Origin of the sequence: Neorhizobium vignae (genome assembly GCF_000732195.1) — a bacterium.
In the GTDB taxonomy this organism is placed as follows: Bacteria; Pseudomonadota; Alphaproteobacteria; order Rhizobiales; family Rhizobiaceae; genus Neorhizobium; species Neorhizobium vignae.
Genome location: NZ_JNNU01000013.1, coordinates 34,228 through 58,423, shown reverse-complemented (window position 1 = coordinate 58,423; position 24,196 = coordinate 34,228). Strand labels below are relative to the sequence as shown.

At 62.3% G+C, this 24,196-nt stretch carries 28 protein-coding genes and 1 pseudogene; 22 read left to right on the top strand and 7 right to left on the bottom strand.

Translation table 11 applies throughout. The features are described 5' to 3' along the window. The first annotated feature begins 69 nt into the window (after window positions 1–69). The 7 genes from GQ59_RS21580 (at window position 70) to GQ59_RS31365 (ending at window position 8,148) form a co-directional block, all read left to right on the top strand. Window positions 70–933: a p-hydroxycinnamoyl CoA hydratase/lyase gene (locus GQ59_RS21580; protein WP_037084884.1), complete on the top strand. Its 864-nt coding sequence runs from the start codon at window positions 70–72 to the stop codon at window positions 931–933. A gap of 12 nt (window positions 934–945) precedes the next feature. Continuing rightward, window positions 946–3,087 (top strand): acetate--CoA ligase family protein, encoded by a 2,142-nt coding sequence (locus GQ59_RS21575; RefSeq protein WP_201772431.1) that lies wholly within the window; start codon window positions 946–948, stop codon window positions 3,085–3,087. Between the two features lie 24 nt (window positions 3,088–3,111). Beyond that, window positions 3,112–4,581, top strand: coding sequence for an NAD-dependent succinate-semialdehyde dehydrogenase (locus GQ59_RS21570; RefSeq protein ID WP_037084883.1), 1,470 nt, complete (start codon window positions 3,112–3,114; stop codon window positions 4,579–4,581). A 27-nt stretch (window positions 4,582–4,608) separates the two neighbouring features. After that, the gene (locus GQ59_RS21565; protein WP_037084882.1) at window positions 4,609–5,451 is read left to right on the top strand and encodes a p-hydroxycinnamoyl CoA hydratase/lyase; all 843 of its coding nucleotides are present in this window, start codon (window positions 4,609–4,611) and stop codon (window positions 5,449–5,451) included. Between the two features lie 100 nt (window positions 5,452–5,551). Continuing rightward, window positions 5,552–6,709 (top strand): acyl-CoA dehydrogenase family protein, encoded by a 1,158-nt coding sequence (locus GQ59_RS21560; protein ID WP_037084880.1) that lies wholly within the window; start codon window positions 5,552–5,554, stop codon window positions 6,707–6,709. 10 nt (window positions 6,710–6,719) lie between these two features. After that, window positions 6,720–7,922, top strand: coding sequence for an acyl-CoA dehydrogenase family protein (locus tag GQ59_RS21555; RefSeq protein WP_037084878.1), 1,203 nt, complete (start codon window positions 6,720–6,722; stop codon window positions 7,920–7,922). Between the two features lie 67 nt (window positions 7,923–7,989). After that, on the top strand, window positions 7,990–8,148 hold the full coding sequence (locus GQ59_RS31365) for a YqaE/Pmp3 family membrane protein (protein ID WP_007771448.1): 159 nt from the start codon (window positions 7,990–7,992) through the stop codon (window positions 8,146–8,148). A gap of 42 nt (window positions 8,149–8,190) precedes the next feature. On the opposite strand, the gene GQ59_RS21545 is transcribed toward GQ59_RS31365, so the two are convergent. Continuing rightward, window positions 8,191–8,427: a hypothetical protein gene (locus tag GQ59_RS21545; protein WP_037084876.1), complete on the bottom strand. Its 237-nt coding sequence runs from the start codon at window positions 8,425–8,427 to the stop codon at window positions 8,191–8,193. 197 nt (window positions 8,428–8,624) lie between these two features. Here GQ59_RS21545 and GQ59_RS21540 point away from each other — a divergent pair, with 197 nt between their 5' ends. Beyond that, window positions 8,625–9,026, top strand: coding sequence for a GNAT family N-acetyltransferase (locus tag GQ59_RS21540; RefSeq protein WP_084683257.1), 402 nt, complete (start codon window positions 8,625–8,627; stop codon window positions 9,024–9,026). Between the two features lie 3 nt (window positions 9,027–9,029). Here GQ59_RS21540 and GQ59_RS21535 read toward each other — a convergent pair. Further along, window positions 9,030–9,427: pseudogene (locus GQ59_RS21535) on the bottom strand (GFA family protein). Between the two features lie 195 nt (window positions 9,428–9,622). Here GQ59_RS21535 and GQ59_RS21530 point away from each other — a divergent pair. The 3 genes from GQ59_RS21530 (at window position 9,623) to GQ59_RS21520 (ending at window position 11,815) form a co-directional block, all read left to right on the top strand. After that, window positions 9,623–10,408 carry a DUF1194 domain-containing protein gene (locus GQ59_RS21530; RefSeq protein ID WP_037084872.1) on the top strand — a complete coding sequence of 262 codons (786 nt, stop codon included), beginning with the start codon at window positions 9,623–9,625 and terminating at the stop codon, window positions 10,406–10,408. An 89-nt stretch (window positions 10,409–10,497) separates the two neighbouring features. After that, window positions 10,498–11,394, top strand: coding sequence for a TIGR02587 family membrane protein (locus GQ59_RS21525; RefSeq protein WP_037084868.1), 897 nt, complete (start codon window positions 10,498–10,500; stop codon window positions 11,392–11,394). A gap of 10 nt (window positions 11,395–11,404) precedes the next feature. Then, window positions 11,405–11,815 carry a TIGR02588 family protein gene (locus GQ59_RS21520; protein WP_037084867.1) on the top strand — a complete coding sequence of 137 codons (411 nt, stop codon included), beginning with the start codon at window positions 11,405–11,407 and terminating at the stop codon, window positions 11,813–11,815. A 35-nt stretch (window positions 11,816–11,850) separates the two neighbouring features. Here GQ59_RS21520 and GQ59_RS21515 read toward each other — a convergent pair whose 3' ends face one another. Together GQ59_RS21515 and GQ59_RS21510 are read right to left on the bottom strand one after the other, a co-directional pair. Beyond that, the gene (locus tag GQ59_RS21515; RefSeq protein WP_037084864.1) at window positions 11,851–12,558 is read right to left on the bottom strand and encodes a phosphatase PAP2 family protein; all 708 of its coding nucleotides are present in this window, start codon (window positions 12,556–12,558) and stop codon (window positions 11,851–11,853) included. A gap of 19 nt (window positions 12,559–12,577) precedes the next feature. Then, window positions 12,578–13,405 carry a DUF1206 domain-containing protein gene (locus GQ59_RS21510; RefSeq protein ID WP_037084859.1) on the bottom strand — a complete coding sequence of 276 codons (828 nt, stop codon included), beginning with the start codon at window positions 13,403–13,405 and terminating at the stop codon, window positions 12,578–12,580. A 269-nt stretch (window positions 13,406–13,674) separates the two neighbouring features. Here GQ59_RS21510 and GQ59_RS21505 point away from each other — a divergent pair, with 269 nt between their 5' ends. Continuing rightward, window positions 13,675–14,208 (top strand): DUF992 domain-containing protein, encoded by a 534-nt coding sequence (locus GQ59_RS21505; protein WP_037084855.1) that lies wholly within the window; start codon window positions 13,675–13,677, stop codon window positions 14,206–14,208. A gap of 189 nt (window positions 14,209–14,397) precedes the next feature. Continuing rightward, window positions 14,398–15,303 carry a S1C family serine protease gene (locus GQ59_RS21500; RefSeq protein WP_037084853.1) on the top strand — a complete coding sequence of 302 codons (906 nt, stop codon included), beginning with the start codon at window positions 14,398–14,400 and terminating at the stop codon, window positions 15,301–15,303. 47 nt (window positions 15,304–15,350) lie between these two features. On the opposite strand, the gene GQ59_RS21495 is transcribed toward GQ59_RS21500, so the two are convergent. Further along, a complete protein-coding gene (locus GQ59_RS21495; RefSeq protein ID WP_037084851.1) occupies window positions 15,351–16,607 on the bottom strand; it encodes a glycerate kinase type-2 family protein in 1,257 nt (418 codons plus the stop codon). Between the two features lie 152 nt (window positions 16,608–16,759). Here GQ59_RS21495 and GQ59_RS21490 point away from each other — a divergent pair, with 152 nt between their 5' ends. Further along, window positions 16,760–17,092: a hypothetical protein gene (locus GQ59_RS21490; protein WP_037084849.1), complete on the top strand. Its 333-nt coding sequence runs from the start codon at window positions 16,760–16,762 to the stop codon at window positions 17,090–17,092. Between the two features lie 96 nt (window positions 17,093–17,188). Continuing rightward, window positions 17,189–17,626, top strand: coding sequence for a hypothetical protein (locus tag GQ59_RS21485; protein ID WP_051904116.1), 438 nt, complete (start codon window positions 17,189–17,191; stop codon window positions 17,624–17,626). Here the strand turns inward: GQ59_RS21485 and pcaQ are convergent. Continuing rightward, window positions 17,610–18,536, bottom strand: a complete 927-nt coding sequence (gene pcaQ, locus GQ59_RS21480; protein ID WP_037085108.1) for a pca operon transcription factor PcaQ — start codon at window positions 18,534–18,536, stop codon at window positions 17,610–17,612. The genes GQ59_RS21485 and pcaQ overlap by 17 nt on opposite strands. 93 nt (window positions 18,537–18,629) lie before the next feature. Here pcaQ and pcaD point away from each other — a divergent pair, with 93 nt between their 5' ends. The 7 genes from pcaD (at window position 18,630) to GQ59_RS21445 (ending at window position 23,387) form a co-directional block, all read left to right on the top strand. After that, entirely contained in the window at window positions 18,630–19,424 is a 795-nt protein-coding gene (gene pcaD, locus GQ59_RS21475; RefSeq protein ID WP_037084848.1) for a 3-oxoadipate enol-lactonase, read from the top strand. Window positions 19,425–19,426: 2 nt separating this feature from the next. Then, window positions 19,427–19,843 (top strand): 4-carboxymuconolactone decarboxylase, encoded by a 417-nt coding sequence (pcaC, locus tag GQ59_RS21470; protein WP_037084844.1) that lies wholly within the window; start codon window positions 19,427–19,429, stop codon window positions 19,841–19,843. Further along, the gene (gene pcaH / locus GQ59_RS21465) at window positions 19,840–20,580 is read left to right on the top strand and encodes a protocatechuate 3,4-dioxygenase subunit beta (RefSeq protein ID WP_037084842.1); all 741 of its coding nucleotides are present in this window, start codon (window positions 19,840–19,842) and stop codon (window positions 20,578–20,580) included. Before pcaC ends, pcaH begins: the two co-directional genes overlap by 4 nt. Window position 20,581: 1 nt before the next feature. Next, a complete protein-coding gene (gene pcaG, locus GQ59_RS21460; RefSeq protein ID WP_037084840.1) occupies window positions 20,582–21,199 on the top strand; it encodes a protocatechuate 3,4-dioxygenase subunit alpha in 618 nt (205 codons plus the stop codon). A 33-nt stretch (window positions 21,200–21,232) separates the two neighbouring features. Beyond that, entirely contained in the window at window positions 21,233–22,303 is a 1,071-nt protein-coding gene (locus tag GQ59_RS21455; RefSeq protein WP_037084838.1) for a 3-carboxy-cis,cis-muconate cycloisomerase, read from the top strand. A gap of 75 nt (window positions 22,304–22,378) precedes the next feature. After that, the gene (locus GQ59_RS21450; protein WP_174459630.1) at window positions 22,379–22,630 is read left to right on the top strand and encodes a type II toxin-antitoxin system Phd/YefM family antitoxin; all 252 of its coding nucleotides are present in this window, start codon (window positions 22,379–22,381) and stop codon (window positions 22,628–22,630) included. A gap of 250 nt (window positions 22,631–22,880) precedes the next feature. Next, entirely contained in the window at window positions 22,881–23,387 is a 507-nt protein-coding gene (locus tag GQ59_RS21445) for a TIGR02444 family protein (RefSeq protein ID WP_037084837.1), read from the top strand. A gap of 21 nt (window positions 23,388–23,408) precedes the next feature. Here the strand turns inward: GQ59_RS21445 and GQ59_RS21440 are convergent, their stop codons facing one another. Continuing rightward, window positions 23,409–24,017: a UbiX family flavin prenyltransferase gene (locus GQ59_RS21440; protein ID WP_490396646.1), complete on the bottom strand. Its 609-nt coding sequence runs from the start codon at window positions 24,015–24,017 to the stop codon at window positions 23,409–23,411. Window positions 24,018–24,196: the final 179 nt, after the last annotated feature.

The window sequence follows — 24,196 nt, the reverse complement described above, 5'->3', positions numbered from 1 at the left end:
CGAAATTGAAAGTCGCTTGACGCATATTCGGGTCCCTGATATCCATTTCCCCAGTAGGGAGAATTTGCTATGGAAAACCAGACCGAATCCGCTGCCGCCGGCCAGAACAATGGCAGGTGGGGCGAATATGTTACCGTGGATTTCGACGAGGGTATCGCCTGGGTGACGCTCAACCGTCCGAAGCAGCGCAACGCCATCAACCCCGGCATCGTCTGGGAAATGAACGCGATCATGGACGCGCTGGAAGAAGACGACCGCTGCAAGGTGATGGTCGTCACCGGCGCAGGCGAATCCTTCTCGGCCGGCATGGACCTGAAGGAATATTTCCGCGCCACCGACAAGGTGCCGCCGATCCAGCGTGAACGCCTGTTCCGGGCGAACGCCGCATGGCAGTGGCGCCGGATGATGTATTTCCCGAAGCCGACCATCTCCATGGTCAACGGCTGGTGTTTTGGTGGCGCCTTCCAGTTCCTGGTCGGTTGCGATCTGGCGATCGCCTCGGAAGATGCCATATTCGGCCTTTCTGAAATCAACTGGGGCATCATCCCGGCCGGTATCGTCACCAAGTCGGTGCTGGAGACGATGAGCTTCCGCGACGCGATGTATTACATCATGACCGGGGAGACTTTCACCGGCCAGCAGGCCGCGGAAATGAAGCTGGTCAACAAGGCCGTCTCGTCGGACGAGCTGAAGGCCGAGACCCGCAAGCTCGCCATGACGCTGATCGGCAAGAACCCCTTCGTGCTGCGCCAGGCCAAGACAGCCTGCCGTTTCACCCGCGACCTTACCTGGGAACAGGCCGGCGAGTACCTGATGGCGAAGTCCGATCAGACGGAACTCCGCGACCCGGAAAACGGCCGTAATACCGGCATGAGTCAGTTCCTGGACGAGAAATCCTTCCGCCCGGGCCTCGGTGCCTACCGTCGCGATTAAGAAGTGGCTCCCATGGCTGATACGATGACCACCGCTCCCAAGACGCTCGATCCGGCCAAGCCGTTCGATCTTGACCGTCTTCTGCGCCCACGATCGATCGCGATCGTGGGCGCGTCGCCGGATCCCGCCTCGATCGGCGGCGGCGTGCTCGCCAATCTCGAACTTTTCAAATATGCCGGCGACCTGCATCTCGTCAGCCGTTCGCGCGACGAGATCAACGGTCGCCCCTGCGTGAAGACCATCGGCGACCTTCCTGATGACGTCGACGTGGTGATCCTCATCGTGCCCCAGGTGGCGATCAGGGACTCGGTTCTTGCCTGCGTCGAGCGCGATGTGGCGGGTGTCATCGTCTACTCTTCCGGTTTCGCCGAAGCCGGCGAGGAGGGCCGCCGGCAGCAGGATGAGCTTGCTGAGATCTGCCGCAAGGCGGGCATGGCGATGCTCGGACCCAACTGCATGGGCTATACCAACTATGTCGACGGCATTCCGCTGACGTTCGAGCCGGTCGACCTCCGAGGCGTCGGCGAGCGTTCCAGAGTCGCGATCGTCGCCCAGAGCGGCGCGACGGCGGCCAATATCCGCTTCGCCATGCATTCCCGCGAAATCGCGGTTTCCTATGTGATCGCCACCGGCAACGAGGCGGTGATCGCCGCCGAGGACCTGGTCGGCTGGCTGATCGAGGACAAGGACAACGCCGTCGTCGCGGTCTATGTCGAACAGGTCAAAAACCCGCAAAAGTTCCTCACCGTCGCGCGGCGCGCCCGCGAGCTCGGCAAGCCGATCGTGATGCTGCATCCCGGCTCCAGCGAGCGCGGCAAGCAAGCCGCGCAATCGCATACCGGCGCGCTTGCCGGCGACCATGCGCTGATGCAGACGGCCGTGCGCAACGAGGCCGTCGCCCTGGTCGAGACGACCGACGAACTGTTCGACGTCACCGCGATCCTCGCCCGCTATCCGTCGCCGCCGCCGGGCGAGGCGGGCATCGTCACCAATTCCGGCGCCATCCGCGGCCTGTGCTTCGATTTCTGCGAACGCGTCGGCCTGCCGATCGCGACGCTGTCGGATGAGGTGCATGCCGAGCTTGCAACGCAAGTGCCGCCCTACGTCCATGTCGACAACCCGTTCGACATCGGTACGACCGGCTTCTCCAATCCCGGTATTTTCGGAACGTCCACGGCATCCATGCTGAAGGATCCGAATGTGGGCATCGTCTTCCTGTCGCACGCGGGCGGCTCGCCGCCGATGCAGATCAAGAAGTCCGACGCCATCATCCCAGTCGCCGCGACCGCGACAAAGCCGGTCATCCTCAACATCGTCGGCGACGATTATCCGCTCGACCCGACCTTCATGAAGGCGGTGCGCGAGAGCGGCATTCCGTTCTTCCGCTCGCCGGAACGCGCCATGCGCGCCATGGCGGTGGTGATGAATTATGCGGCTGCGCTCGCCGCCACGAAGGACCGGGCGCCGGAAGGCGCACGGATCGCCAAACTGCCACCTTCGGGTCTCGTGGTCGAGTATGACGGAAAGCGGATCCTTACCGATCTCGGCATCCACATCCCGAAGGGCGCTTTGGCCAAGTCCGCCGACGAAGCAGCGACGATCGCAGCCGATGTCGGTTATCCGGTCGTCATGAAGGCGCAGGCCGCCGAGCTTGCTCACAAAAGCGATGTGGGCGGCGTTATTGTCAATATCGCCGATGAACCGGCGCTGCGGGCGGCGCATGAAAAGATGTATGCCAGCATTGCCAGGCACAAACCGGGCCTTAAGCTCGACGGCGTGCTGATCGAGGGCATGGCGCGCCAGGGCCTCGAAATGGTGGTCGGCGCCAAGCGCGATCCGTTATGGGGTCCAGTCGTGCTCGTCGGCCTCGGCGGCGTCTGGATCGAGGCTCTCGCCGATGCCCGCCTGCTGCCGGCCGATATCAGCCGCGCGCGGGCGATTGCCGAAATCCACAAGCTGAAGGCATCGAAACTGCTGGGACCGTTCCGCGGCCAGCCGGCGCGCGATGTCGAGGCGATCGCCGATGTCGTCGTCAAACTCGGCGCGCTGATGCGCTCGACCCCCGAGATCGCCGAGGTCGATATCAACCCGCTCGTTGTCTATGGCGAGGGGGACGGGGCTTTGGCTCTCGACGCGCTATTCGTGGTGCGCTGAGGGCTTCGCCCCCTGCAGTTTCTTATGGTCGCCGCGAGGGAGGAAACCGTGACGCAGACCCATTCTTATGGTGAGTTGAAACTTTTCGTGGATGGCGAGTGGCTCGGCGCGGAAGGCCGCGTCACCGAGGACGTCATCAATCCTGCGACCGGCGAAGCAATCGGTGCCCTGCCGCACGCAACACCTGCCGACCTCGAGCGAGCCGTGTCGGCCGCCACCCGTGAATTCAAGGCATGGAAGGCAACGACCGCCTTCGACCGCGCCAAGATCATCCGCAAGGCAGCCGACATCCTGCGCGAACGGGCAAACGAAATCGGCCGGCGCATGGTGCTCGACCAGGGCAAGCCGCTCGCCGAGGCGATCCCGGAAGTCCATATCTCGGCCGACATTCTCGACTGGACCGCCGACGAGGGCCGCCGCACCTATGGCCGCATCGTGCCTTCGCGTGTGCCCGGCGCCCGCTGGATGGTCACGAGGGAACCGGTCGGACCCGTCGCCGGCTTCACGCCCTGGAATTTCCCGGGCGTCATCCCGGCTCGCAAGATCTCGGCCGCACTTGCGACCGGCTGCACCATGGTCATCAAGCCCTCGGAAGAGACGCCTTCGACCGTGCTTGAAATTGCCCGGGCGCTGCAGGATGCGGGCCTGCCGAACGGCGTGCTCAACGTCGTGCACGGCAAGCCGGCGGACGTCTCCGAACATCTGATCGCCTCGGAAGGTATCCGCAAGATCACCTTCACCGGCTCCACCGCCGTCGGCCAGCATCTCGCCGTCCTCGCCGCAAAAGCCGGCGTCAAGCGCGCCACGATGGAGCTCGGCGGCCATGCCCCCGTGCTGATCTTCGAGGACGCCGATATCGACCACGCGATCCGCGTCATGGTGCACGCGAAATACCGCAATGCCGGCCAGGTCTGCATCTCGCCGACCCGGTTCTACGTCCATGACAGCGTCCACGACAAGTTCGTCGATGGCTTTGCCAAGGCGGCGTCCGCTTTGAAGGTTGGCGACGGCCTCGATCCGTCGAGCCAGATGGGACCGCTTGCCAACAGCCGTCGCGTGCCGGCGATGGAGCGCATGGTCGCCGATGCCGTGCAGCGCGGCGCCAAAATCAAGGCCGGCGGCGAGCGCGGCAGCAATCGCGGCTATTTCTTTCAGCCGACGGTTCTCTCCGACGTGCCGCAGGACGCGATCATCATGAATGACGAGCCGTTCGGCCCGGTCGCGGTCACCGCCCGCTTCAGCTCCTTCGACGATGTGATCGAACAGGCGAACCGGCTGCCCTACGGCCTTGCTTCTTATGCCTTCACCCGCTCAAGCCAGACCGCGGCGATGGTCAGCGACGCGCTCGAGGCCGGCATGGTCGGCATCAACAACAACTTCATCTCGATGGCCGAAACGCCGTTCGGCGGCGTCAAGCAGAGCGGTTACGGCTCGGAAGGCGGCACCGAGGGCATGGACGCTTATCTCGTCACCAAAATGACCAGCCTTTCATAGGGGCCCGGGACCTTTCAGGAGAACATGATGACCATTGAAGCAAGTGATCTGGGCGGAGAGAACGTCAAGGTCGAATTCGAGGACGGCATTGCCTGGGTGAAACTGAACCGCCCGGACAAGCGCAACGCCATGAGCGTCGGCCTTGCCGAAGACATGATCCGCGTGCTCGACGCGCTTGAAATCGACGACCGCGCCGGCGTCATCATTCTCACCGGGGAGGGCGAGGCCTTCTCCGCCGGCATGGACCTCAAGGACTTCTTCCGCGCCACCGACGGTGTGTCTGACGTCAAGCGCATGCGCGCCTACCGCTCGACCCGCGCCTGGCAGTGGCGCCTCTTGATGCACTATGCCAAGCCGACCATCGCCATGGTCAACGGCTGGTGCTTTGGCGGGGCGTTCACGCCGCTGATCTGCTGCGATCTTGCGATCGCTTCCGAGGATGCGGTGTTCGGCCTTTCGGAAATCAACTGGGGGGTCATCCCCGGCGGCGTCGTCTCCAAGGCGATCTCGACGCTGATGAACGACCGCAAGGCTATGTATTACGTCATGACCGGCGAAAAATTCGGCGGCAGGATGGCCGAACAGCTCGGCCTAGTGAACGAGGCGGTGCCGGCCGACAAGCTTCGCGAACGCACCGTCGAGATCGCCCGCGTGCTCCTCGAAAAGAACCCGACCGTGCTCCGCCAGGCCCGCATGGCCTATAAATACGTGCGCGAGATGACCTGGGAAGAGTCGGCCGAATACCTCACCGCCAAGGCCGACCAGACGACGTTCGTCGACCCGGAAAAGGGACGCGAAAAGGGATTGTCGCAGTTCCTCGATACGAAGACCTATCGTCCGGGGCACGGGGCTTACAAGCGCGAGGATTGAGGGTGCACTCTACTTCCAGATGAAACGGCACGTCATTCTCAACCCTCCCCCTTGTGGGGAGGGGCTCCACGCACAGCCGAGTTGATCGCGAGACCCAGTCATGGACCTGAACTATTCGGACGAGCAGCTTCTGCTGAAGGAAAGCGCCGAGCGGTTCCTGAAGGGTCGCTACGATTTCGAGAAGCGTAACACGATCATCGGCTCGGAGACCGGCTTCGATGCCGGCATCTGGTCCGAGATGGCCGACCTCGGCTGGCTGGCGCTGCCATTTGCCGAAGAGAATGGCGGTCTCGGTGGCGGCGCGGTGGAAATCTCGCTGATCATGGAAGCGATCGGCCGCGCTTTGGTGGTCGAACCCTATCTTGCATCCATCATTCTCGCCGGCGGGCTAGTCGAAAAGCTGGGGAGTGCCGATCAAAAAGCCGAGATCCTCGGCGGCTTGATCGCCGGCACATCGCGCCTGGCGCTGGCGCATGCGGAGCGTCAGACCGGTTTCGACCTCGGCAATATTACCGCAACCGCCATGAAGAGTGCGGATGGCTACACCATCTCCGGTAAGAAGCCGCTGGTGCCCGGCGGGTCGTTCGCGGATATCTTTCTGGTCTCGGCAACGTTCGACGGGACAGTAAAATTGTTCGTCGTAGCTGCGGATGCTGTCGGCCTGACCTCGACCCAAGTGAAACTCGTCGATGGCAGCCGCGCCAGCGATCTCGTTCTTGACAATGTCCCCGTGCCGGCTTCTGCGCTCCTCGACGGCGCGGCCGATACACTGGACGAAATCGAAGCCGCCCATGATCGCGCCAATGCGGCGCTCGCCTTTGAAGCGGTCGGCATCATGGATGCATTGATGGATGCGACCGTCGCCTATACCAAGGAGCGCGTGCAGTTCGGCAAGCCGCTCGCGGCCTTTCAGGCACTTCAGCACCGCATGGCTGAGATGGCGGTGAAATGCCAGGAGGCCCGCGGTTCCGCACTACTCGCGACGCTTTCCGTCGATGCGCCGCGCGTTACGCGCATCCGCGGCGTTTCCGGCGCCCGTGCCAAGATCGGCAAGGTCTCCCGCTCCGTCGCCCAGGAGGCGATCCAGTTGCATGGCGCCATGGGCTTTTCGCAAGAGATGCCGATCGGCGCCTGGTTCCGCCGGCTCTACGCGATCGAAAACACGTTTGGCACCACCGCAGACCACCTGAAGCGCTATGGCGAGATCGTCCGCGATCCTGCCATGCTCTCCGGCAGCCTGTTGCGTGAACCCGTCTAGGAGATTTTCCATGGATCTGTTGATGACGGAAGAAGAGGTCCGGTTCCGGAACGAGGTACGGGCCTTCCTGGGCACTCATCTGGACGAGGGGCTGACGCGTGCCGAGCGGCTGAATCCCAGCTTCCTCGCCGACCCCGCCGTCGGCCTCAAATGGCAGGCGAAGCTCAACCACAAGGGCTGGGTCGCCCCATCCTGGCCGAAGCAATATGGCGGCACCGGCTGGACGCTCGCCGAACGCTACATTTTCGACCAGGAATGTGAAAGGGCCGGCGAGCCGCATTTCCGCGGCGCTTCGATCAAGATGATCGCTCCGGTGATCATGCGCTACGGCAACGAGGCGCAGAAAAGCTTCTACCTGCCCCGCATCCTGAACGGTGAGGATGTCTGGGCGCAAGGGTATTCCGAGCCCGGTTCCGGCTCCGACCTCGCCTCGCTGAAGACCAGGGCGATGCTCGACGGCGACCAATACATCGTCAACGGCTCAAAGATCTGGTCGACGCTGGCGCATCACGCCACGCGAATGTTCGCGCTGGTACGCACTGCCGATACGGGCAAAAGGCAGGAAGGCATCACCTTCATCCTGATCGACCTGAAATCGCCCGGCATCACCATCCGGCCGATCCGCTCGATCTGCGGCACGCACGAGTTCAACCAGGTCTTCTTCGACGACGTAAAGGTGCCGGTCTCCGACCGCATCGGCGAGGAGGGCGAGGGCTGGGACATCGCAAAGTACCTGCTCGAATTCGAGCGGGGTGGCGCCTTCGCGGGCGGCATGCTGCGGGCCATGCTGGCGCGCCTCCACCGGCGGGCCTCGGAACCACTGCCCGACGGGCGAAGAATGATCGACGATCCGCTGTTCATGGCGCGCTTCGCCGAGATCGCCACGGATGTCGACGCCAACGACATGCTGGAGCTTTCGGCCATGTCCAAGGTCCAGGCGGGTGGCAATCCGGGGTCGGTGCCGTCCTCGACGATGAAGATCGAGCGCAGCCGCATTCGTCAATCGATCGCCGAACTCGCGGCCTCGATCCTTGGCCCGGATGCGCTGCGCTGGGAAGAGCACCGGCCGCTGCACGAACTGCCGGAGGAAAGCGAGATCGACGAAGAGCGCAAGGTCGCCTCCGCCGTCTATTTCAATTCCCGCTCCCAGAGCATTTTCGGCGGCAGCAACGAGATTCAGCTGGAGATCATCGCAAAGACCCTGCTGCGGTAGGGTGTTTTCTGAAACCATATGTCGTCCAGCGCGTTACCGGCCGAACCGATCAACCGGAGAACGCCCATTGGATATCATCCGCATTCTGCTCGCCTTCATCCTGCCGCCGCTCGGCGTCTTCCTGCAGGTGGGGCTAGGCCTGCATTTCTGGCTGAACATCCTGCTCACCCTCTGCGGCTGGCTTCCCGGCATCGTGCATGCGCTGTGGGTAATCCTCCGCAAGTAGCGGGGGTCGAGCTTGTATCGACGAGGATGACGGCTAAAGCCACTAAGCCGCGATATCGGCGATTTCACCTGTCTGCCAAAGGATGCGCGGATCGGACATGTCCCCGCTTTCCAGATCGACCTGAACCGAATAGGCCGCGACCCCGACGAAACGGTCGGCCATGGCGCGGGCGATCTTCTCCGCCGAAGCGGCATTCGAGGCCACGCGCATCTCGCCGGGCGTTACGTTGCCCCGGACCTTCTTGAACGGCAGCACGATGAATTTTTCAGACCGGGACATGGCGTTTCCTTCTTTTGTGCCACCCTGTGGATATGCACGCTACGAAGTCAACCGCGGTCGGCCGAAATAGCGGTGCGTCAATTGACAGGCCTTTATGCCGCCGCAATAGTGGCCCTGTTTTCACTTGGGTTTATTTTGTGGATATCCGTTTTTTCCAACCTGCCGATGGCGAGGAACTGGCCTTACTCTTTCAGGAGATGCAGGCCTATTACGGCGTCTTCTGCCCGCCGCGCGAGGCGATCCTGACCGGCCTCGCCAACCGTCCGCCGGAGACCGAAATCCTGGTCGCCGCGACCGACCGGATCATCGCCTTTGCAGCCTTTGCCGCCATCTATCCCGGACCGGGCCTGCAGCCCGGATTTTTCCTCAAGGAGCTTTATGTGGCCGGATCCGAGCGCGGCAAGGATACCGGCAAGGCACTGATGAAGCGGCTGGCGGGACTCGCAGTCGAGCGGGGTTTTGGCCGCATCGACTGGACGGCGGCGCGCGCCAACCAGCAGCTTTTGAAATTCTATGACGGGCTCGGCGGCGACCGGAAGGAGGACCGGGTCTTCTACCGGCTCGAAGGCGAGAAGCTGAAGGCGCTGGCCGGCCGGTAATAGCTACTGCTTATGGCCCCGGTATTGCGGCATGTCGTCGGTGATCTCGTACCAGGGCGCTTTCGAACCGACGAAGATATGGTGTGCGGCCGGATTGTCTGGGCATCCACCAGCGTGCCCATCGCCACATGCACCCAGGCGGCGTCGCGCACTCGCGAATAAAGGAGCGAGCCGCAAAGCTTACAATGGGCGTCGTGGTTCTCGCCGTCACCGAAAATCAGCAAATCGTCCTTGCCCTTCACAACCGCGAACTTCTGCAGCTCGATGCCTGCGAAAGGCTTGAAGGCCGAGCCGGTGGTGCGGCGACAATCCGAGCAATGGCAGATGGCGGCATAAACGAAGGCGTCCTCCACTTCATAAGCGACCGCGCCGCAGTAACATTTGCCGTTTAACCTCGGCATGCCGCCAATCTCCTGCAGATGCCGGTTGAAACTGGCGGTGCCCAAGCCGCCCTTGTCTCGCGCAGACTAAGTGCGGGGGCTCCGGAATATAGTCCCATCACTGAAAGTTGAAGGGAGGCACGCGGAGGGGAGTCGCCCTCGGTCCGCTCTGTGTTACAGTTTTACGAAATCGATAACGCAGTGATTGGATTGCCAATGCTTACAACACTCGCGATGCTCACGAGCCTTTCCGTTGCTGCCACCACCCCGATGGTCGCGCAGCAAAAGGGAGGCGAAGTCGATGTGGAACTGGTCCTCGCGGTCGATACGTCCCGCTCCATGGACTACGAGGAGGTCCGCGTCCAGCGCGAGGGTTATGTCGAGGCACTCAAGCACAAGGAATTCATCGACGCGGTGAAGACAGGGCTGACCGGCCGCATCGCCATCAGCTATTTCGAATGGGCAGGTGACGTGGTGCCGGATTCGATTATCGATTGGACAATCATCGAAAACGAGCAGGACGCCATCAATTTTGCCGCCAAGCTCGAGGCCCGGCCCATCAATACCCAGCGCCGCACTTCGATTTCCGCCGCGATCACCCAGGGCGCGACGATGATCGTCGCCAATTCCTATCGTGGCATGCGGCAGGTGATCGACATTTCCGGCGACGGGCCGAACAATTCCGGCAATCCAGTCGTGCCGGTCCGTGGGAAGGCGCTGGAAGCCGGCATCATCATCAACGGCCTGGCGATCATGCTGAGGCCCTCCGGCGCACCGGGCGGGCTCGACAAATATTACGGCGACTGCGTCATCGGCGGGCCCGGCTCCTTCGTGCTGCCGGTTCACAAGATCGAGGATTTCGCCGTCGCCGTGCGCCGCAAGCTGGTCCTGGAGATCAGCGGGCTCACGCCGTCCCCCACCGTGCAGAAGGTCGCCAGCAACCAGCCATCCAGCGACTGCCTGATCGGCGAGAAGCAATGGCAAGATTTGTTCGATCGGTGATGCCTTGTCCCGCGTTCTCGTCCGGGCGGAACATTTGATCCGATTTCAGAGTTTCCTTCCGCTTATCGCAAGAGGGAAGGGAGCCGGGATTGAACGGGGCCAGGGCGGAACGGGGCAATGACGTAGGCGAAAGCCGGGATTTCCTGATCGGCCTCGGACGTGGCGCCGCCGGCGCCATGCTGTTCGGCATACCGATGCTGATGACCATGGAGCTCTGGCAGCTCGGGTTCTACATCGAACGCTGGCGCCTGTTCCTGTTGCTGATCGTCAATATCCCGCTTCTGATATTGCTCGCCCACCGGATCGGTTTCGAACGCACGTCCACCGCGGCGGAGGCCTGTCGCGACGCCATAATCGCCTACGGGCTCGGCGTCCTCATAAGCGCCGCGATCCTCATCATGCTCGGGGACATCAAGCCGCATATGCCGCTCTCCGAAATGCTCGGCAAGGTCGCCATTCAGTCCGTGCCTGCCAGCATCGGCGCTCTGCTCGGCCGCTCCCAGCTCGGCGGGCAGGCCGGCAAAGATGAAGACGATGGTGACGGGGAAAAGGATCAGGACGAAGGCGGCGACGCTGTACCCGACGAAATTTCCACCAGCTACAGCCGCGAACTCTTCCTGATGGCGGTCGGTGCGCTCTTTCTCAACCTCAACGTTGCGCCCACGGAGGAGATCATCCTGATCGCCTACAAGATGACGCCCTGGCATGCGCTTGTCATGATCGGCGTGTCGATCGCCATCATGCACGGGTTCGTCTATGCGGTCGCCTTCAAGGGTACCCATGAAATTCCCAAGGAGACGCCGTGGTGGCATGCCTTCTTCCGCTTCACCCTGCCGGGCTACCTGGTCGCGATGCTGATCAGCTTCTATGTGCTCTGGACCTTCGGCCGGCTCGACGACACGGCGCCAACGCAGATGCTGATGTCCGCCATCGTTCTCGCCTTTCCCGGCGCAATCGGGGCGGCTGCCGCCCGCCTCATCCTGTAACGAGTGATCGATGACAATAACGGCCAACAAACGTCACAGAGAAGCCAAGGAGCCGCATTGGATCGAATGGGCGACCGGGATGGTTTCGGCGCTCGTCGTTGTCGCGATGATCGCGTGGGTCGGCTACAAGGCCTGGACGGACGCGGATATGGAGCCGGAATTCACCATCACCATCACCGAGAGGCGCCCAGTGGAAGGCGGCTACCGCGTCGCCTTCGATATCGTCAACAAGGCGACGGTGACGGCCGCTGCCGTTGCCGTGCGCGGCGAGATCGTCGATGGTGACAACATGGTCGAGGATGCCGACGTCACCTTCGACTACGTCCCGGCGCAATCCCAGTCCTCCGGCGCCATCCTGTTCTCGCAGGATCCGGGCGCACGGGAAGTTAGGGTAAGAGCCGTCGGCTATACCGATCCCTAGGGGACTACGAGCGCCGCCTCCCGCCGGCCGCCGGATTATTCCGGTGCCACCGAGATGTAGCGTCTGGCGATCATCCAGCACGCCAGCGCCCAGGTCGCGCCGGCGCACCAGCCGCCAAGGACGTCGGTCGGATAATGGACGCCGAGATAGACACGGCTGAAACCGATGATGAATGTCAGGAAGATCGCCGCGCCGATCAGGAAGATGCGGGTCGAACGGTAAGGTTGGGCGCGCGACAGCAGAGCGCCGAGCGTCAGATACGTGACGGCCGACAGCATGGCGTGGCCGCTCGGGAAACTGAGGTCGTTCACCTCGACCAGGTGCGGCACGATATCCGGCCGCGGACGCGCCACGCCGAGCTTCAGCAGCGAACTCAAAAGCCAGCCGCCGGCGATCGACAGGAACATGAAGAGCGCGATCGCCTTTTGCCGCGACAGTAGGAGGAAGCCGGTCCCCATCACGGTCATGAGGGTCAGAACGGTGATCCCGCCGAGCGCCGTGATGTCTCCCATGGCATGATTGAGCCAATAGGGTCCGAGCGGCATTGCAAGATCTGTGGCATTGCGCAGGGCCAGAAGGATCTTTTCGTCGAAGGCATGGGTCTCACCTTCCAGAACCTCGTCGGTCAACCGGAAGAAGGCGAAAAGCCCGCCTGCCAGAAAGGCGATCATCATCAAGCCGATCGGCTCGAAAGTCATGACCCTTTCGACCACTCTGCGTGCCACGCGCTGATGGAATGCCATCCAAACTCCTCGCTTAATTTCAGTTCACGACCGACCGCATCGCGCGAAGCGGCCGATCCATCGAAGGCGGCTGCACGATCCTGTATCGGGCCTCGATCAATCCATAAAGACCGAAGGCGAAAAGCCCGATGGCCGTCATCCCATAGAGGATAGCCCCGAACGGAAGCTGGCGCACCCAGGCGAGGGCCTCCGCCAGGCCGCCGGCCTGGTTCGGATCGACGGCGAAGGCGGCATAGATGAAGAACCCGCCGATAATGAGGAATATGACGCCCCGCGCCAAAAGGCCGTAGCTACAGATGCCATTGAGGACGGCGCGCTGCTCGAAACCGCTTTCGAAAAAGCGAAGATATCCACGTTTGATGCCCTTGGCCGCCTGGGCGCAGCCGGCACCGATAATCGCAAGGCCGACGGCTGCGACAAGATAGCGACCGAACGGCTGCTGCATCAGCCAGGCGGTCCAGCTTTCGCGGCCTCCGGACGATCCGGCGCCGAAGCCGAGATGCATGGCCTGCCCGACCGCGTAGAAGGCGAGACCGGTATAGGTGGCGGCGCTGACGAGAAGACCCGCCCTGACCAGATACCCTTTCGCATTGTTCTGATGTCGGTCGGTGTTGAGGATCGATTGCGCCACGCGCCAGAGGATGAAGCCGATCAGGCCCATGCCGATCACGCCGAGCCAGATCTGCCCGAAAGGCTGTTCCAGTACGATCTGCAGCGCGGAATTGGAATCGGGCTCTCCACCGCCGAGGGTCGAGAGCGACGCCATGCCGGCGATCAGGACGTATACGATCCCCCTGGCCGCATACCCGGACCTCGCCAGCCATTCCAGTTTCCTGCCCTTGTCCATCCTGATCTCCTCGAAAGATCGACAGAAACGTGTCTGGATGGCCGCGGTTCCGGAAGGTCGCCGATGTCCTGGTTTCTCTTCCAGGCCGATTCCGCGAACCGCTGGCGCAGGGGCGGCGGACTGTAGCCACTCACGCTTGGAACAATTCGGTGATAATTCGTGTGCAACGGGCGTGGGATCATTCTTCCGCCACATGCGTTTCCCAACGCTGCCAAACCCGCTCGCATGAGTCTCAACAAGGGCGGCTGAATAATTATAGGAGTACAGGGATGAAGAAGATTGTTGCCGTGGCGCTCGCCGCTTTGCCGGTCGTAACCAGCGCTGGAGCCGCCTTTTCCGCCGATGTGATTGCCCGCCGGGATCGTGTCCCGGTTTATGAAGAACAGGACCAGCGCGGTGGCGTTCGCATCGGTTATCTCGATTGCTCGATCGGCGGCGGCGTCGGTTACGTTGTCGGTTCCGCCAAAGAAGCAGATTGTGTCTTCACGACGGCGATCGGCAGCGAGCCCCTCGACCGCTATACGGGCGTGGTGCGCAAGATGGGCGTAGATCTCGGCTTCACCACCCGCTCGCGGCTGATCTGGGCCGTCTTTGCGCCGACCGCAGGTTATCACCACGGTTCGCTTGGCGGCCTCTACCAGGGTGCGACCGCTGAGGCCACCGTCGGTGCCGGCATCGGCGCCAATATCCTCGTCGGTGGAACCGCTGGTTCCATCCACCTGCAGACGGTGAGCGTTACCGGCCAACTCGGCCTCAACGTCGCCGCAACAGGAACGTCGGTCACGCTGACGCCAGCAGGCTAAGGATTTCGCGCTTCCCCTTCCCGGAAACGGGGAGGGGCTTCACATGAGGTAGACTTTTTGCAAGCACGAGTTCTCTCCAGCCTCTTGCTCCACGCCGTCCACATTCATACCTTAAAGAGACGGTATGGTTGGCCTTTGCAGACCCTTGCGGGGTTCCGGACCGCGTAATGCCTCATCAGGATTTGCATCATGGATATCGAGAAAAGTTTACGGTCGGTCGTGGCCGTTCGTGCTTCCATTCCGGACAACGCCTTTACGGCCAATATTCTCGGCACCCGCCGGGAAGGTAGCGGTGTGGTGATCCGCGAAAACGGACTGGTGCTGACGATCGGTTACCTGATCACCGAAGCAGAAGACGTCTGGCTGACACGCCAGGACGGCCGGGTCGTGCCGGCCCATGCGCTGGCCTATGATCAGGAAAGCGGCTTCGGCCTCGTGCAGGCCATGGCGCCGCTGGATCTGCCGGCGCTTCAGATCGGCGATTCCGCAACCGCGACGCTCGGCGATCCGGTCATCTTCGCCGATGGCGAGGGAGAATATGTGCGGGGCAATATCGTCGCCAAGCAGGAATTCGCAGGATATTGGGAATATCTGCTGGATGAGGCTATCTTCATCGCACCCGCCCACCCCTCCTGGGGCGGGGCGGCGCTGATCGATACGGAAGGCAAGCTGCTTGGGATCGGATCGCTGCGCCTGCAGATGAGCCGCGGCGGTGAGATCGCCGACATCAACATGGTCGTTCCGGTCAACCTTTTGAAGCCTATCCTTGACGATCTCCTCAATCGCGGCGAGTTCAACCGCCCGCCACGCCCCTGGCTTGGCGCCATGTCGGCGGAAAGCAACGGCGAAGTCGTGGTCATGAGCGTCACCGAAAACGGCCCGGCGGCAAAGGCGGGCCTCAAGCGCGGCGACGTGATTTCGGAAATCCGCGACGGCGAGGTCGACGGGCTCGCGGACTTCTACCGCAAGATCTGGAACAGCGGCCCTCCAGGCGCCGAAATCCCGATGCGGATTTTGCGTGACGGACGGGAGGCCTGGCTCAGAGTGAAGTCGGCGGATCGGAATGATTTCTTGAGGAAGCCGCAGCTGCAGTGATTGCCGCAATTTGGCGGGGAGAGGGCCGCGAGGCCCGCTTCAATCGGCTATCTCAACACAATCGCCCGGAAATCATTCACATTGGTGCCGGTTGGCCCCGTTTCGAATATGTCGCCAATCGCGGCAAATCCTGAAAAGCTGTTATTGCCGTCAAGCAGTTTCCGTCCGTCGAGCCCGGCGGCTCGCAGGCGTCTCGCCGTCGTGCCGTCCGCAAAGGCGCCGGCATTGGTTTCCGAGCCGTCGATACCATCCGTATCGGCGGCCAGGGCGGTGATGTCGTGGCCGTCGATCGCCAGCGCCAGGGCCAGCACGAATTCGCTGTTGCGACCGCCCTTGCCGCCTTTCGCCCGTAGCGTCACGGTCGTCTCCCCGCCGGACAGCAGAACCGCCGGCTTTGCGAACGGCCGGTCTCGGAGCGATACTTCGCGCGCAATGGCTGCATGCACCAGGGCCACGTCGCGCGCTTCGCCTTCGACAGAGTCGGAAAGGATATAAGGCGTTACGCCATGGGTGCGGGCGACCTCGGCGGCCGCCTCGAGCGAGACGCCGGCAGAAGCGATGACGAAATGCTCGTGGCGGGCAAAGACCGGATCGTCCGCGTCCGGTGCGTCGGCGGCTGGCGAGTTCAGGTGCGAGATCATCGCCGCCGGCAGCTTCAGTTTGTATTGTTCGACGATGGCGAGCGCATCCTGGCGCGTCGTCGCATCCGGGATCGTCGGGCCGGAGGCGACGAAGGCGGGGTTATCGCCGGGAATATCCGAGACGATCAGGCTGACGACACGGGCCTTGGTCGCTGCTGCAAGCCTGCCGCCCTTGATGGTCGACAGATGTTTGCGAACCACGTTCATGGCCGAGATCGGCGCGCCGGAGTCAAGCAGCATCTCGTTCAACGCAATCTCGTCCTCCAGCGTCAGGCCTTCCGGGGGCGCGGGCAGCAGGGCGGAGCCACCGCCGCAGACGAGCGCGATGACGAGGTCGTTTTCCGAGAGGCCGCGGATCGCCTCGACCAATCGCTTTGCGCCGGCGAGGCCTGCGGCATCCGGTACCGGATGCGACGCCTCGAGAATCTCGATCGACTTCGTTTCGCAGCCATAACCGTAGCGGGTCACGACCACGCCGGTCAGCGGTCCCGTCCACACGCTTTCGAGCGCTGCGGCCATCTGGGCCGCACCCTTGCCGGCGCCGATCACGACGGTTCGCCCATTTGCCGGCGGGGCGGGCAGGTGCTTGACGATCCCGGTCAGCGGATCGGCAGCCTTCACGGCAGCATCAAACAGCGCCTGCAGCAGTTCCCGGTCCGTCATCGCTTTTCCTCCACGTCTCCGTCACCCGGGCTCTTTCGATCACGGCCGTCAACGGCCGTCAACCGGGCTTGATCACCCGCCGGTCTTTCAAACGGAACAAAGCAAGCGAGTGTCTGTTGTCCCACGGGCTCACCAAAATGAAGGAGCGAAATATGGGTGAACATCTGAAAGAAGCGGGTTACCCAGGCCAGATCGACATCGGCGGAGACAGATCTCCCGTGACTTACAAATTGAAGGCGAGCAAGGAAGATGACGGCGCGTTCCATGTGGCGGTGAGCCTCAGTGCCCCGCGCGACTGGCTGCTGAAGCATGGCTTTCGCAAGGAGGCCACGCTGGTGCGCCAGGGAGGCGCTGAAATGCCGGTGCATTTTGAGGAAACGCTCAATGTCGCCGACAATATTTCGGTCACGCTGCGCGCCGACGATGCGGTGATAGGCTCCATGGACGAATTGCGCCGCACGTTTCCGGAGTTGCGAACGACCTGAAATCGTCAGTCTCTGTTTGCGCAGAAGAACCGCAGCGTATAATCGCAGGCCCGGCCGGTCGTTTGGCCGGGCATTTGCGGTTGAGGCGGCGAGATCTTGGAGACAGTTGAAAAGACAGCGCGTGAAAAGACAGCGCGATCCTGCGGCACCTGCACGCTCTGCTGCCGGCTTCCCGAAATTGCGGCGCTGGACAAGCCGCCGGACGCCTGGTGCCGGCACTGTACGGAAGGGCAGGGTTGCGCAATCTATGCCGACCGACCTCAGCTCTGCCGCGATTTCCTCTGTCTGTGGATGAAGGATGCGACTGTGCCAGAGGCCTGGCGGCCGCTGACATCGAAGATGCTCGTCTATGAGCAGGGGCCGCAGCTGACAATACTGGTCGACCCGGCCCATCCGGATGCCTGGAAACAGGCGCCGTATCTTTCCGATCTCGACAATTGGGCCGAAGCCGCACAGGCACGCGGTCACTATCTCATCCTGTTTTGCGGCGACGACGTGATGAAGATAGAGCCGGGCGTCAACGCGCCGGCATGATCTCCGCAGCGGCCTGGCGGATGGTCTGCATCAGGATCGACAGCGGTGTCGAGGGGTTTGCGTCGGCTCGGATGGTGAGGCCGACGGGGCCGCGGGTCTCGCTGGTATCGATCGGCAGCGTCGCCAGAACCCCGTCCTCGATATCTGCGGCGACCACGCCCGTAGAGATGATCCAGATCGCGTCGCTCGACCGCACGAATGCGCGGCCGAAGGCATCCGAGACGGTTTCCACCTGCGTCGGCAGACTGGCGACGCCGTTGGCGATCAGGAACTGTTCGACCGAAGGCCGAATAATTGAGCCCCGCGTCGGCATCAGCACCGGATAGTCGGCAAAGCCTTCGAATATTGATCGCTTGCCATCGAGCAGCGGGTGGCCGGCGCGGACGGTGAAGACGACCTGTTCCGAATAGAGATGTTCGAAAGACAGGCCGGTCATCTTTTCAGGCAATGCCAGACGGCCCACCACGAGGTCGAGCTCGCCAACCCGGAGCTGCTCCATCAAAACGGCATTATCTCCCGTCACGATCTTGACGCGGCTGCCGGTCTTTTCGGCGAGGAACAGTGTCATGGCACGTGGCATAACGCGGGTGGAAACGGTAGGAAGCGCGCCGATCCGGACCGGTGGCGCGGAATCGAACAGTTCCTGCGAGACGGAATCCACGCCTTGGCGCAGTGCGGTGAGTGCCGCACCCGCATGGCGCAGGAACACCTCGCCATAACGGGTGATACGGATGCCGCGACCGTCGCGCTCGAACATGGCGACACCCAGCGCCTCTTCGAGCTCGCGGATGGTCTTGGTGACGGCCGGCTGGCTGACATGCAGGATTTCGGCCGCCTTGACCACGCTTTTCTGGCGCGCGACCTCGACAAATGTATGCAAGTGCCGAAACTTGACTCGAGAATTGATCAAGATCAAATAACCCTGGGGTTAGGGGATCATGCTGAAATATCATTTTACCTAACCGGAAACTAGTGCAATCTATAAGAACGGGAGGAGGCGCTGATGCAGTTTGTACACATCAACAACATTGTGATCCATTACGACATCCAGCGCGCAGGCGACGGAAAGCCGGTCGTCGTGTTCATCAATTCGCTCGGAACCGACAGCCGCATCTGGCACCACGAACTGCCCAAGTTTGCCGAGGACTATACGGTCCTGACCTATGACAAGCGTGGCCACGGGCTGTCCGGCCTTGGCAATCCGCCCTATTCGATCGCAGACCATGCGGCCGATCTTGCCGGCCTGCTCGACCATCTGCAGCTAAGTCGCGTCATCGTCTGCGGCCTTTCGGTCGGCGGGCTGATCGCCCAGAACCTGTATGCAAACCGGCCTGATCTCGTAAAAGCGTTGGTTCTGTCTAACACCGCTCACAAGATCGGCACTGCCGAAAGCTGGGCGGCGCGCATCGCTGCCGTCGAGCAGAACGGTATAGCCAGCATTCTCGACGCGATCATGGAGCGCTGGTTCACTGCGCCGTTCCGCAAGCCGGACAACGCCGCCTACCAAGCCTATTGCAACATGCTCGTGCGCCAGCCGATCTCCGGATACAGCGGCACCTGCGCCGCGATCCGAGACGCGGATTTCACCGAGGTGGCCAAAAAGATCGCCGTGCCGGTGCTCTGCATCGTCGGTCGCGAGGACGGTTCGACGCCGCCCGAAGTCGTCAAATCGCTCGCTGACCTGATCCCCGGCGCACGTTACGACATCATCGAGGGCGCGGCGCATATCCCCTGCGTCGAGGCCCCCGCCGCCCATGCCGCGCTGATCCGCGGCTTCATCGAACAACTCGAGGACTAGACATGGCCGATTCTTCCGCGCCATCGGAACGTTACGTTCAGGGTATGAAGACCCGCCGCTCGGTGCTGGGCGACGCCCATGTGGACCGCGCCCAGGCAAACCAGACGCCGTTCGACGGGCCGTTCCAGGAGATGATCACCGAAGGCGCCTGGGGCACGGTCTGGTCGCGGCCGAACTGGAGCAAGCGCGAGCGTTCGATGGTGACGATCGCGCTTCTGGCCGCGCTCGGCCATCACGACGAAGTCGCCATGCATATCCGCGCAACCGCCAATACAGGTGCGACAAAGGACGATATCTGCGAAGCCTTGATGCATGTGGCAATCTATGCCGGCGTTCCGGCTGCCAACCATGCCTTCAAGATCGCCAAAGCCACTTATGCCGAAATGGACGCGGACAAGGCCGCGGGAGAGCAAAAATGAAGAACACACCCCCAGAAACGACACCCTTTTTCGCCCGTGACAGGGAATGGCATCCGCCGGCATTCACGCCGGGCTACAAGACCTCGGTGCTGCGCTCGCCCCAGCGCGCCCTGATTTCGCTGGAAGGTACCAAGAGCGAGATCACCGGCCCGGTCTTCGGCCATAACATCATCGGCGAATTCGACAACGACCTGATCGTCAATTACGCGAAGCCCGGCGAGATGGCGCTCGGCGAACGCATTCTCGTCTACGGTCGCGTCATCGATGAGCGTGGCCGCGGCGTTCCGGGTGCGCTGGTGGAATTCTGGCAGGCCAATGCCGGCGGTCGCTACCGGCACAAAAAGGAAACCTATCTCGCGCCGCTCGACCCGAATTTCGGCGGCTTCGGACGCACGATCACCGACGAGGACGGCGGTTACGCCTTCAAGACCATCAAGCCCGGTCCCTATCCGTGGCCGAACGGCGTCAACGACTGGCGCCCGGCGCATATCCACTTCTCGGTTTTCGGCCATGGCTTTGCCCAGCGCCTGATCACTCAGATGTATTTCGAGGGCGATCCGATGATCTGGATTTGTCCGATCGTGAAGACCATTCCGGACGAGAATGCGATCAAGGGCCTGATCGCCGCGCTCGACATGCAGAACACCATCCCGCACGACATGCGGGCCTATAAATTCGATATCGTCCTGCGCGGCCGTCGCTCGACATTCTTCGAGAACCGTAAAGAGGGCAACTGAGATGGTCCAGCCGCTCACCTACTTCAAGGAATCCGCCTCGCAGACCGCGGGTCCGTATGTCCATATCGGCTGTACGCCGAACTTCTCCGGCATCACCGGCGTCTACGATACCGACCTCGGGTCCGGCTCGATGGTCAACGACCAGACGCGCGGCGAGCGCATCACCATCCGCGGTTTCATCTATGACGGCGCGATGACGCCGCTCAAGGACGCAATGATCGAGATCTGGCAGGCGGATGCGGACGGCTATTACAACAGCCCGTCGGAAACCCGCGGCAAGGCCGATCCGAATTTCTTCGGCTGGGCCCGCCAGCCGGGCGACATGGCGACCGGCGAATTCGCCTTCGAAACGATCAAGCCCGGCAAGGTACCCTTTCGCGACGGCCGCCTGATGGCGCCGCACGTCACCTTCTGGGTCGTGGCCCGCGGCATCAATCTCGGCCTCAACACCCGCATGTACTTCTCCGACGAGGAAGAGGCCAATGCGGCGGATCCGATCCTGTCGCGCATCGAGCACCGGGTTCGGGTTCCCACCCTGATCGGCAAGCGTGACGGTAATACCGTCACCTTCAACATCTATCTTCAGGGCGAAAACGAAACCATATTCTTCGATATCTGACGTCGAAGAATCAGGGTCCGCCCAGGGGTAGATATGAGCGTTTCGGCTTTCGAGCATCCATTTTTGTCCGGTCTCGTCGGTGACGACGAGACCGAACAGCTGTTTTCGGCAAAAGCCGAGATCGACGCCATGCTGGCGTTCGAGACGGGCCTCGCCAAGGCCCAGGCTTCCTGCGGCGTCATCCCGGCCGAGGCTGCGGAGCGCATAACCGCAGCCGTGCAGACATTTGAGCCGGACATGGCCGGGCTGCGAAACGGAACCGCGCGCGACGGCGTCGTTGTCGCCGAACTCGTCAAGCAGCTTCGCGCTGCCGTCAATCAGCAGGCGGGCGGCGGCGAGGCCGCCAAGCATGTGCATTTCGGCGCGACCAGCCAGGATGTCATAGACACCGCGCTCATGATCCGCCTGAAGCAGGCCTGCTCTCTGTTCGTCGAACGGCTCGCCGCCCTCGAGACGGCTTTCGATGAGATCGACCGGGCATTCGGCGGCCGAACGCTAATGGGCCACACCCGCATGCAGGCGGCAATCCCGATCACCGTTTCTGACCGTATCCGCGCCTGGAAAGAACCGTTGACTCGCCACCGCCAGCGGCTGGACACGTTTTCCGAAGCCGGTTTTGCCGTGCAGTTCGGAGGAGCTGCCGGTAGCCTTGAAAAATTCGGCGACAAGGCCGCCGAGGTGCGCAAGGCGCTGGCCTGGGAACTATTCCTGACCGACGCACCGCAATGGCATAGCCAGCGCGACCGGCTGACGGAATTTGCAAACATCCTTACGATGATTTCCGGCTCGCTCGGCAAGCTCGGCCAGGACGTGGCGCTGCTCGCGCTGATGGGCGGCGAAATGCAGCTTGCCGGCGGCGGCGGCTCCTCGGCCATGGCTCACAAGCAGAACCCGGTTGCCGCCGAAGTGCTGGTGTCGCTCGCGCGCTTCAACGCTGTACAGCTTTCCGGCATGCAACAATCGATGGTGCATGAGCAGGAGCGCTCAGGGGCGGCCTGGACGCTCGAATGGCTGATACTGCCTCCCGTGGTGATCGCGACCGGCGCTGCACTACGGCTCGCGGCGGAACTTGCGGGCAACGTAAGGTCGATGGGCAAGGGCTGACGGCATCTGCACTGAAGGGCGGGCAATTCTAGTATATTTTCGAAGAAAGATACTAGGTTTGCCCCGGAGGTCTCGGTGTTTCTTTCCTACATGACCAGTGCCTCCTTCAATCAGAACCCGAGCAAGGCCCGGCAGGCCGCGAACGAGAATCCGTTGGTCATCACCGATCACGGCAAGCCGACGCATGTGCTTGTCAGCTACGAGGAATTCGAGGCCAACTGGAAAAAGCCGAAGAGCATCGCTGAGGCCCTTTACGACCCCAACGGATCGGATTTGGATTTCGATCCTCCGTGGCTCAGTTTCGAGAACCGCGAGATTGAAGTCTGATGGCATTCCTGTTGGACACGAATGTCGTCTCGGCTGCACGACGTTTGAAAAAGCAGGCATCCGAGTTTCAGAATTTCATGGAAACATTTCCCCTGGACGGCGCGTATATCTCGGCAGTCACTGTCATGGAGGTGCTCCAACGGCGCGGGGGTCCTCGGCGTCGACCGCGATGCCGCAGGGGAAAACCTGTCGAAGCTTGCCTGTTTCGCAGTCAAGCTGCTAAGCCGGGGAAAGGCGATGGAGAGGCTGCATGGCTGCGGATACCGGGCAGGGACTTTGGGATTTCGCATTGCGGCTTTATGGTGCACCCGGTGTCGGCGAAGCCTGCCTGCTGCTTCAGGACGAAAGCGGCGTCGACGTGCCGGTGCTGCTGTTCTCCGCCTGGCTCACGACGAATTCCGTGGCGCTTTCGCCGACAGAGATTGCCCGGATCGACGATCTCGTGGCCGACTGGCGCAATGAAGTGGTCAAACCGCTGCGCGCCGTGCGCCGGCGATTGAAGTACGGGCCGCATCCGGCCCCCACCAAAGAGACGCAAACCTTGCGCACCGGCGTGAAGGATGTCGAACTCAGTTCCGAAAGGATCGAGCTGGCGGTCCTGGAGGTGGAAGGGCAGGCGCTGATCGCAGCCGATGGTTCAACTGGCGATGCAGCTGGCAATCTCAGAAGCGTCGTGATGTTTTTCCGCCGAGCGGAGCCGGACGAGCGGACGGTCACGGCACTTGCTGCAATCGAAAACGCGCTCGCGGCCCTTTAGGGCTGACATCGCAGCACAAAATCAGTGCTGGCCGGGTGAACCGGGGCCATCCTTCCAGCGCTTGACCATCGGCAGGTGGATATCGAAGAGATCAAGCGCCCGACCGACCGTCTGGGTCACCATCTCGTCGAGTGAGCTGGGCTTCGAATAGAAGGCAGGCACCGGCGGCATGACGATCGCGCCATTGCGGGTCGCCTGGTCCATCAGCGCGATATGGCCGGCATGCAGCGGCGTCTCACGAAACAATAGCACGACACGCCGACGTTCCTTCAGGCAGACGTCGGCCGCGCGCACGATCAGCTCGTCATTGTAGCAGTTGGCGATGCCGCTCAGCGTCTTTACCGAGCAAGGTGCGACGAGCATGCCGGCGGTGCGGAACGAGCCGGAGGAGAGCGCCGCGCCGATATCCTTGTGATTATAGAGCACGTCGGCCAGGCTCTTGATCTCTTCGGGACTCATGTCGATTTCGTCGATCGCGGTGCGAAAAGCGGAGGGCGAGATCACCGCATGGGTCTCGACATCCTCGACTTGTCTCAAAAGCTGCAGGGCGCGAACGCCATAGATAACACCGGATGCTCCGGTGATGGCGATGATGATGCGGCGCATGGGACTTTTCCGTGAACAATCTATTGCGACGCCTTAGCGCCACTTTCCGATGGGCGCAATGCGGCGATCGTCGGATTGCGCGCATGTGTTCGGCCGCGGCCTCGTCCAGCAGACGCGGTGTCGGGCTCTGGTGCCCCGTTTCGATCACCGCTGCAGGGTACTCGTGATCTTGCTTCGTCCGGGCGCCGGCCCATGGACAAGCG

Excerpts from the sequence above, each read along its gene's own strand:
- GQ59_RS21545 (WP_037084876.1), bottom strand. The coding sequence starts at position 8,427 with ATGTCCCGGTCTGAAAAATTCATCGTGCTGCCGTTCAAGAAGGTCCGG.
- GQ59_RS21495 (WP_037084851.1), bottom strand. The coding sequence starts at position 16,607 with ATGACGGACCGGGAACTGCTGCAGGCGCTGTTTGATGCTGCCGTGAAG.
- GQ59_RS21560 (WP_037084880.1), top strand. The coding sequence starts at position 5,552 with ATGGACCTGAACTATTCGGACGAGCAGCTTCTGCTGAAGGAAAGCGCC.
- GQ59_RS21565 (WP_037084882.1), top strand. The coding sequence starts at position 4,609 with ATGACCATTGAAGCAAGTGATCTGGGCGGAGAGAACGTCAAGGTCGAA.
- GQ59_RS21505 (WP_037084855.1), top strand. The coding sequence starts at position 13,675 with ATGAAGAAGATTGTTGCCGTGGCGCTCGCCGCTTTGCCGGTCGTAACC.
- GQ59_RS21455 (WP_037084838.1), top strand. The coding sequence starts at position 21,233 with ATGAGCGTTTCGGCTTTCGAGCATCCATTTTTGTCCGGTCTCGTCGGT.
- GQ59_RS21510 (WP_037084859.1), bottom strand. The coding sequence starts at position 13,405 with ATGGACAAGGGCAGGAAACTGGAATGGCTGGCGAGGTCCGGGTATGCG.
- pcaC (WP_037084844.1), top strand. The coding sequence starts at position 19,427 with ATGGCCGATTCTTCCGCGCCATCGGAACGTTACGTTCAGGGTATGAAG.
- pcaH (WP_037084842.1), top strand. The coding sequence starts at position 19,840 with ATGAAGAACACACCCCCAGAAACGACACCCTTTTTCGCCCGTGACAGG.
- pcaG (WP_037084840.1), top strand. The coding sequence starts at position 20,582 with ATGGTCCAGCCGCTCACCTACTTCAAGGAATCCGCCTCGCAGACCGCG.
- GQ59_RS21530 (WP_037084872.1), top strand. The coding sequence starts at position 9,623 with ATGCTTACAACACTCGCGATGCTCACGAGCCTTTCCGTTGCTGCCACC.
- GQ59_RS21575 (WP_201772431.1), top strand. The coding sequence starts at position 946 with ATGGCTGATACGATGACCACCGCTCCCAAGACGCTCGATCCGGCCAAG.
- GQ59_RS21580 (WP_037084884.1), top strand. The coding sequence starts at position 70 with ATGGAAAACCAGACCGAATCCGCTGCCGCCGGCCAGAACAATGGCAGG.
- GQ59_RS21490 (WP_037084849.1), top strand. The coding sequence starts at position 16,760 with ATGGGTGAACATCTGAAAGAAGCGGGTTACCCAGGCCAGATCGACATC.
- GQ59_RS21570 (WP_037084883.1), top strand. The coding sequence starts at position 3,112 with ATGGTCGCCGCGAGGGAGGAAACCGTGACGCAGACCCATTCTTATGGT.
- GQ59_RS21515 (WP_037084864.1), bottom strand. The coding sequence starts at position 12,558 with ATGGCATTCCATCAGCGCGTGGCACGCAGAGTGGTCGAAAGGGTCATG.
- GQ59_RS21445 (WP_037084837.1), top strand. The coding sequence starts at position 22,881 with ATGGCTGCGGATACCGGGCAGGGACTTTGGGATTTCGCATTGCGGCTT.
- pcaD (WP_037084848.1), top strand. The coding sequence starts at position 18,630 with ATGCAGTTTGTACACATCAACAACATTGTGATCCATTACGACATCCAG.
- GQ59_RS21540 (WP_084683257.1), top strand. The coding sequence starts at position 8,625 with ATGCAGGCCTATTACGGCGTCTTCTGCCCGCCGCGCGAGGCGATCCTG.
- GQ59_RS21555 (WP_037084878.1), top strand. The coding sequence starts at position 6,720 with ATGGATCTGTTGATGACGGAAGAAGAGGTCCGGTTCCGGAACGAGGTA.
- GQ59_RS21520 (WP_037084867.1), top strand. The coding sequence starts at position 11,405 with ATGACAATAACGGCCAACAAACGTCACAGAGAAGCCAAGGAGCCGCAT.
- GQ59_RS21500 (WP_037084853.1), top strand. The coding sequence starts at position 14,398 with ATGGATATCGAGAAAAGTTTACGGTCGGTCGTGGCCGTTCGTGCTTCC.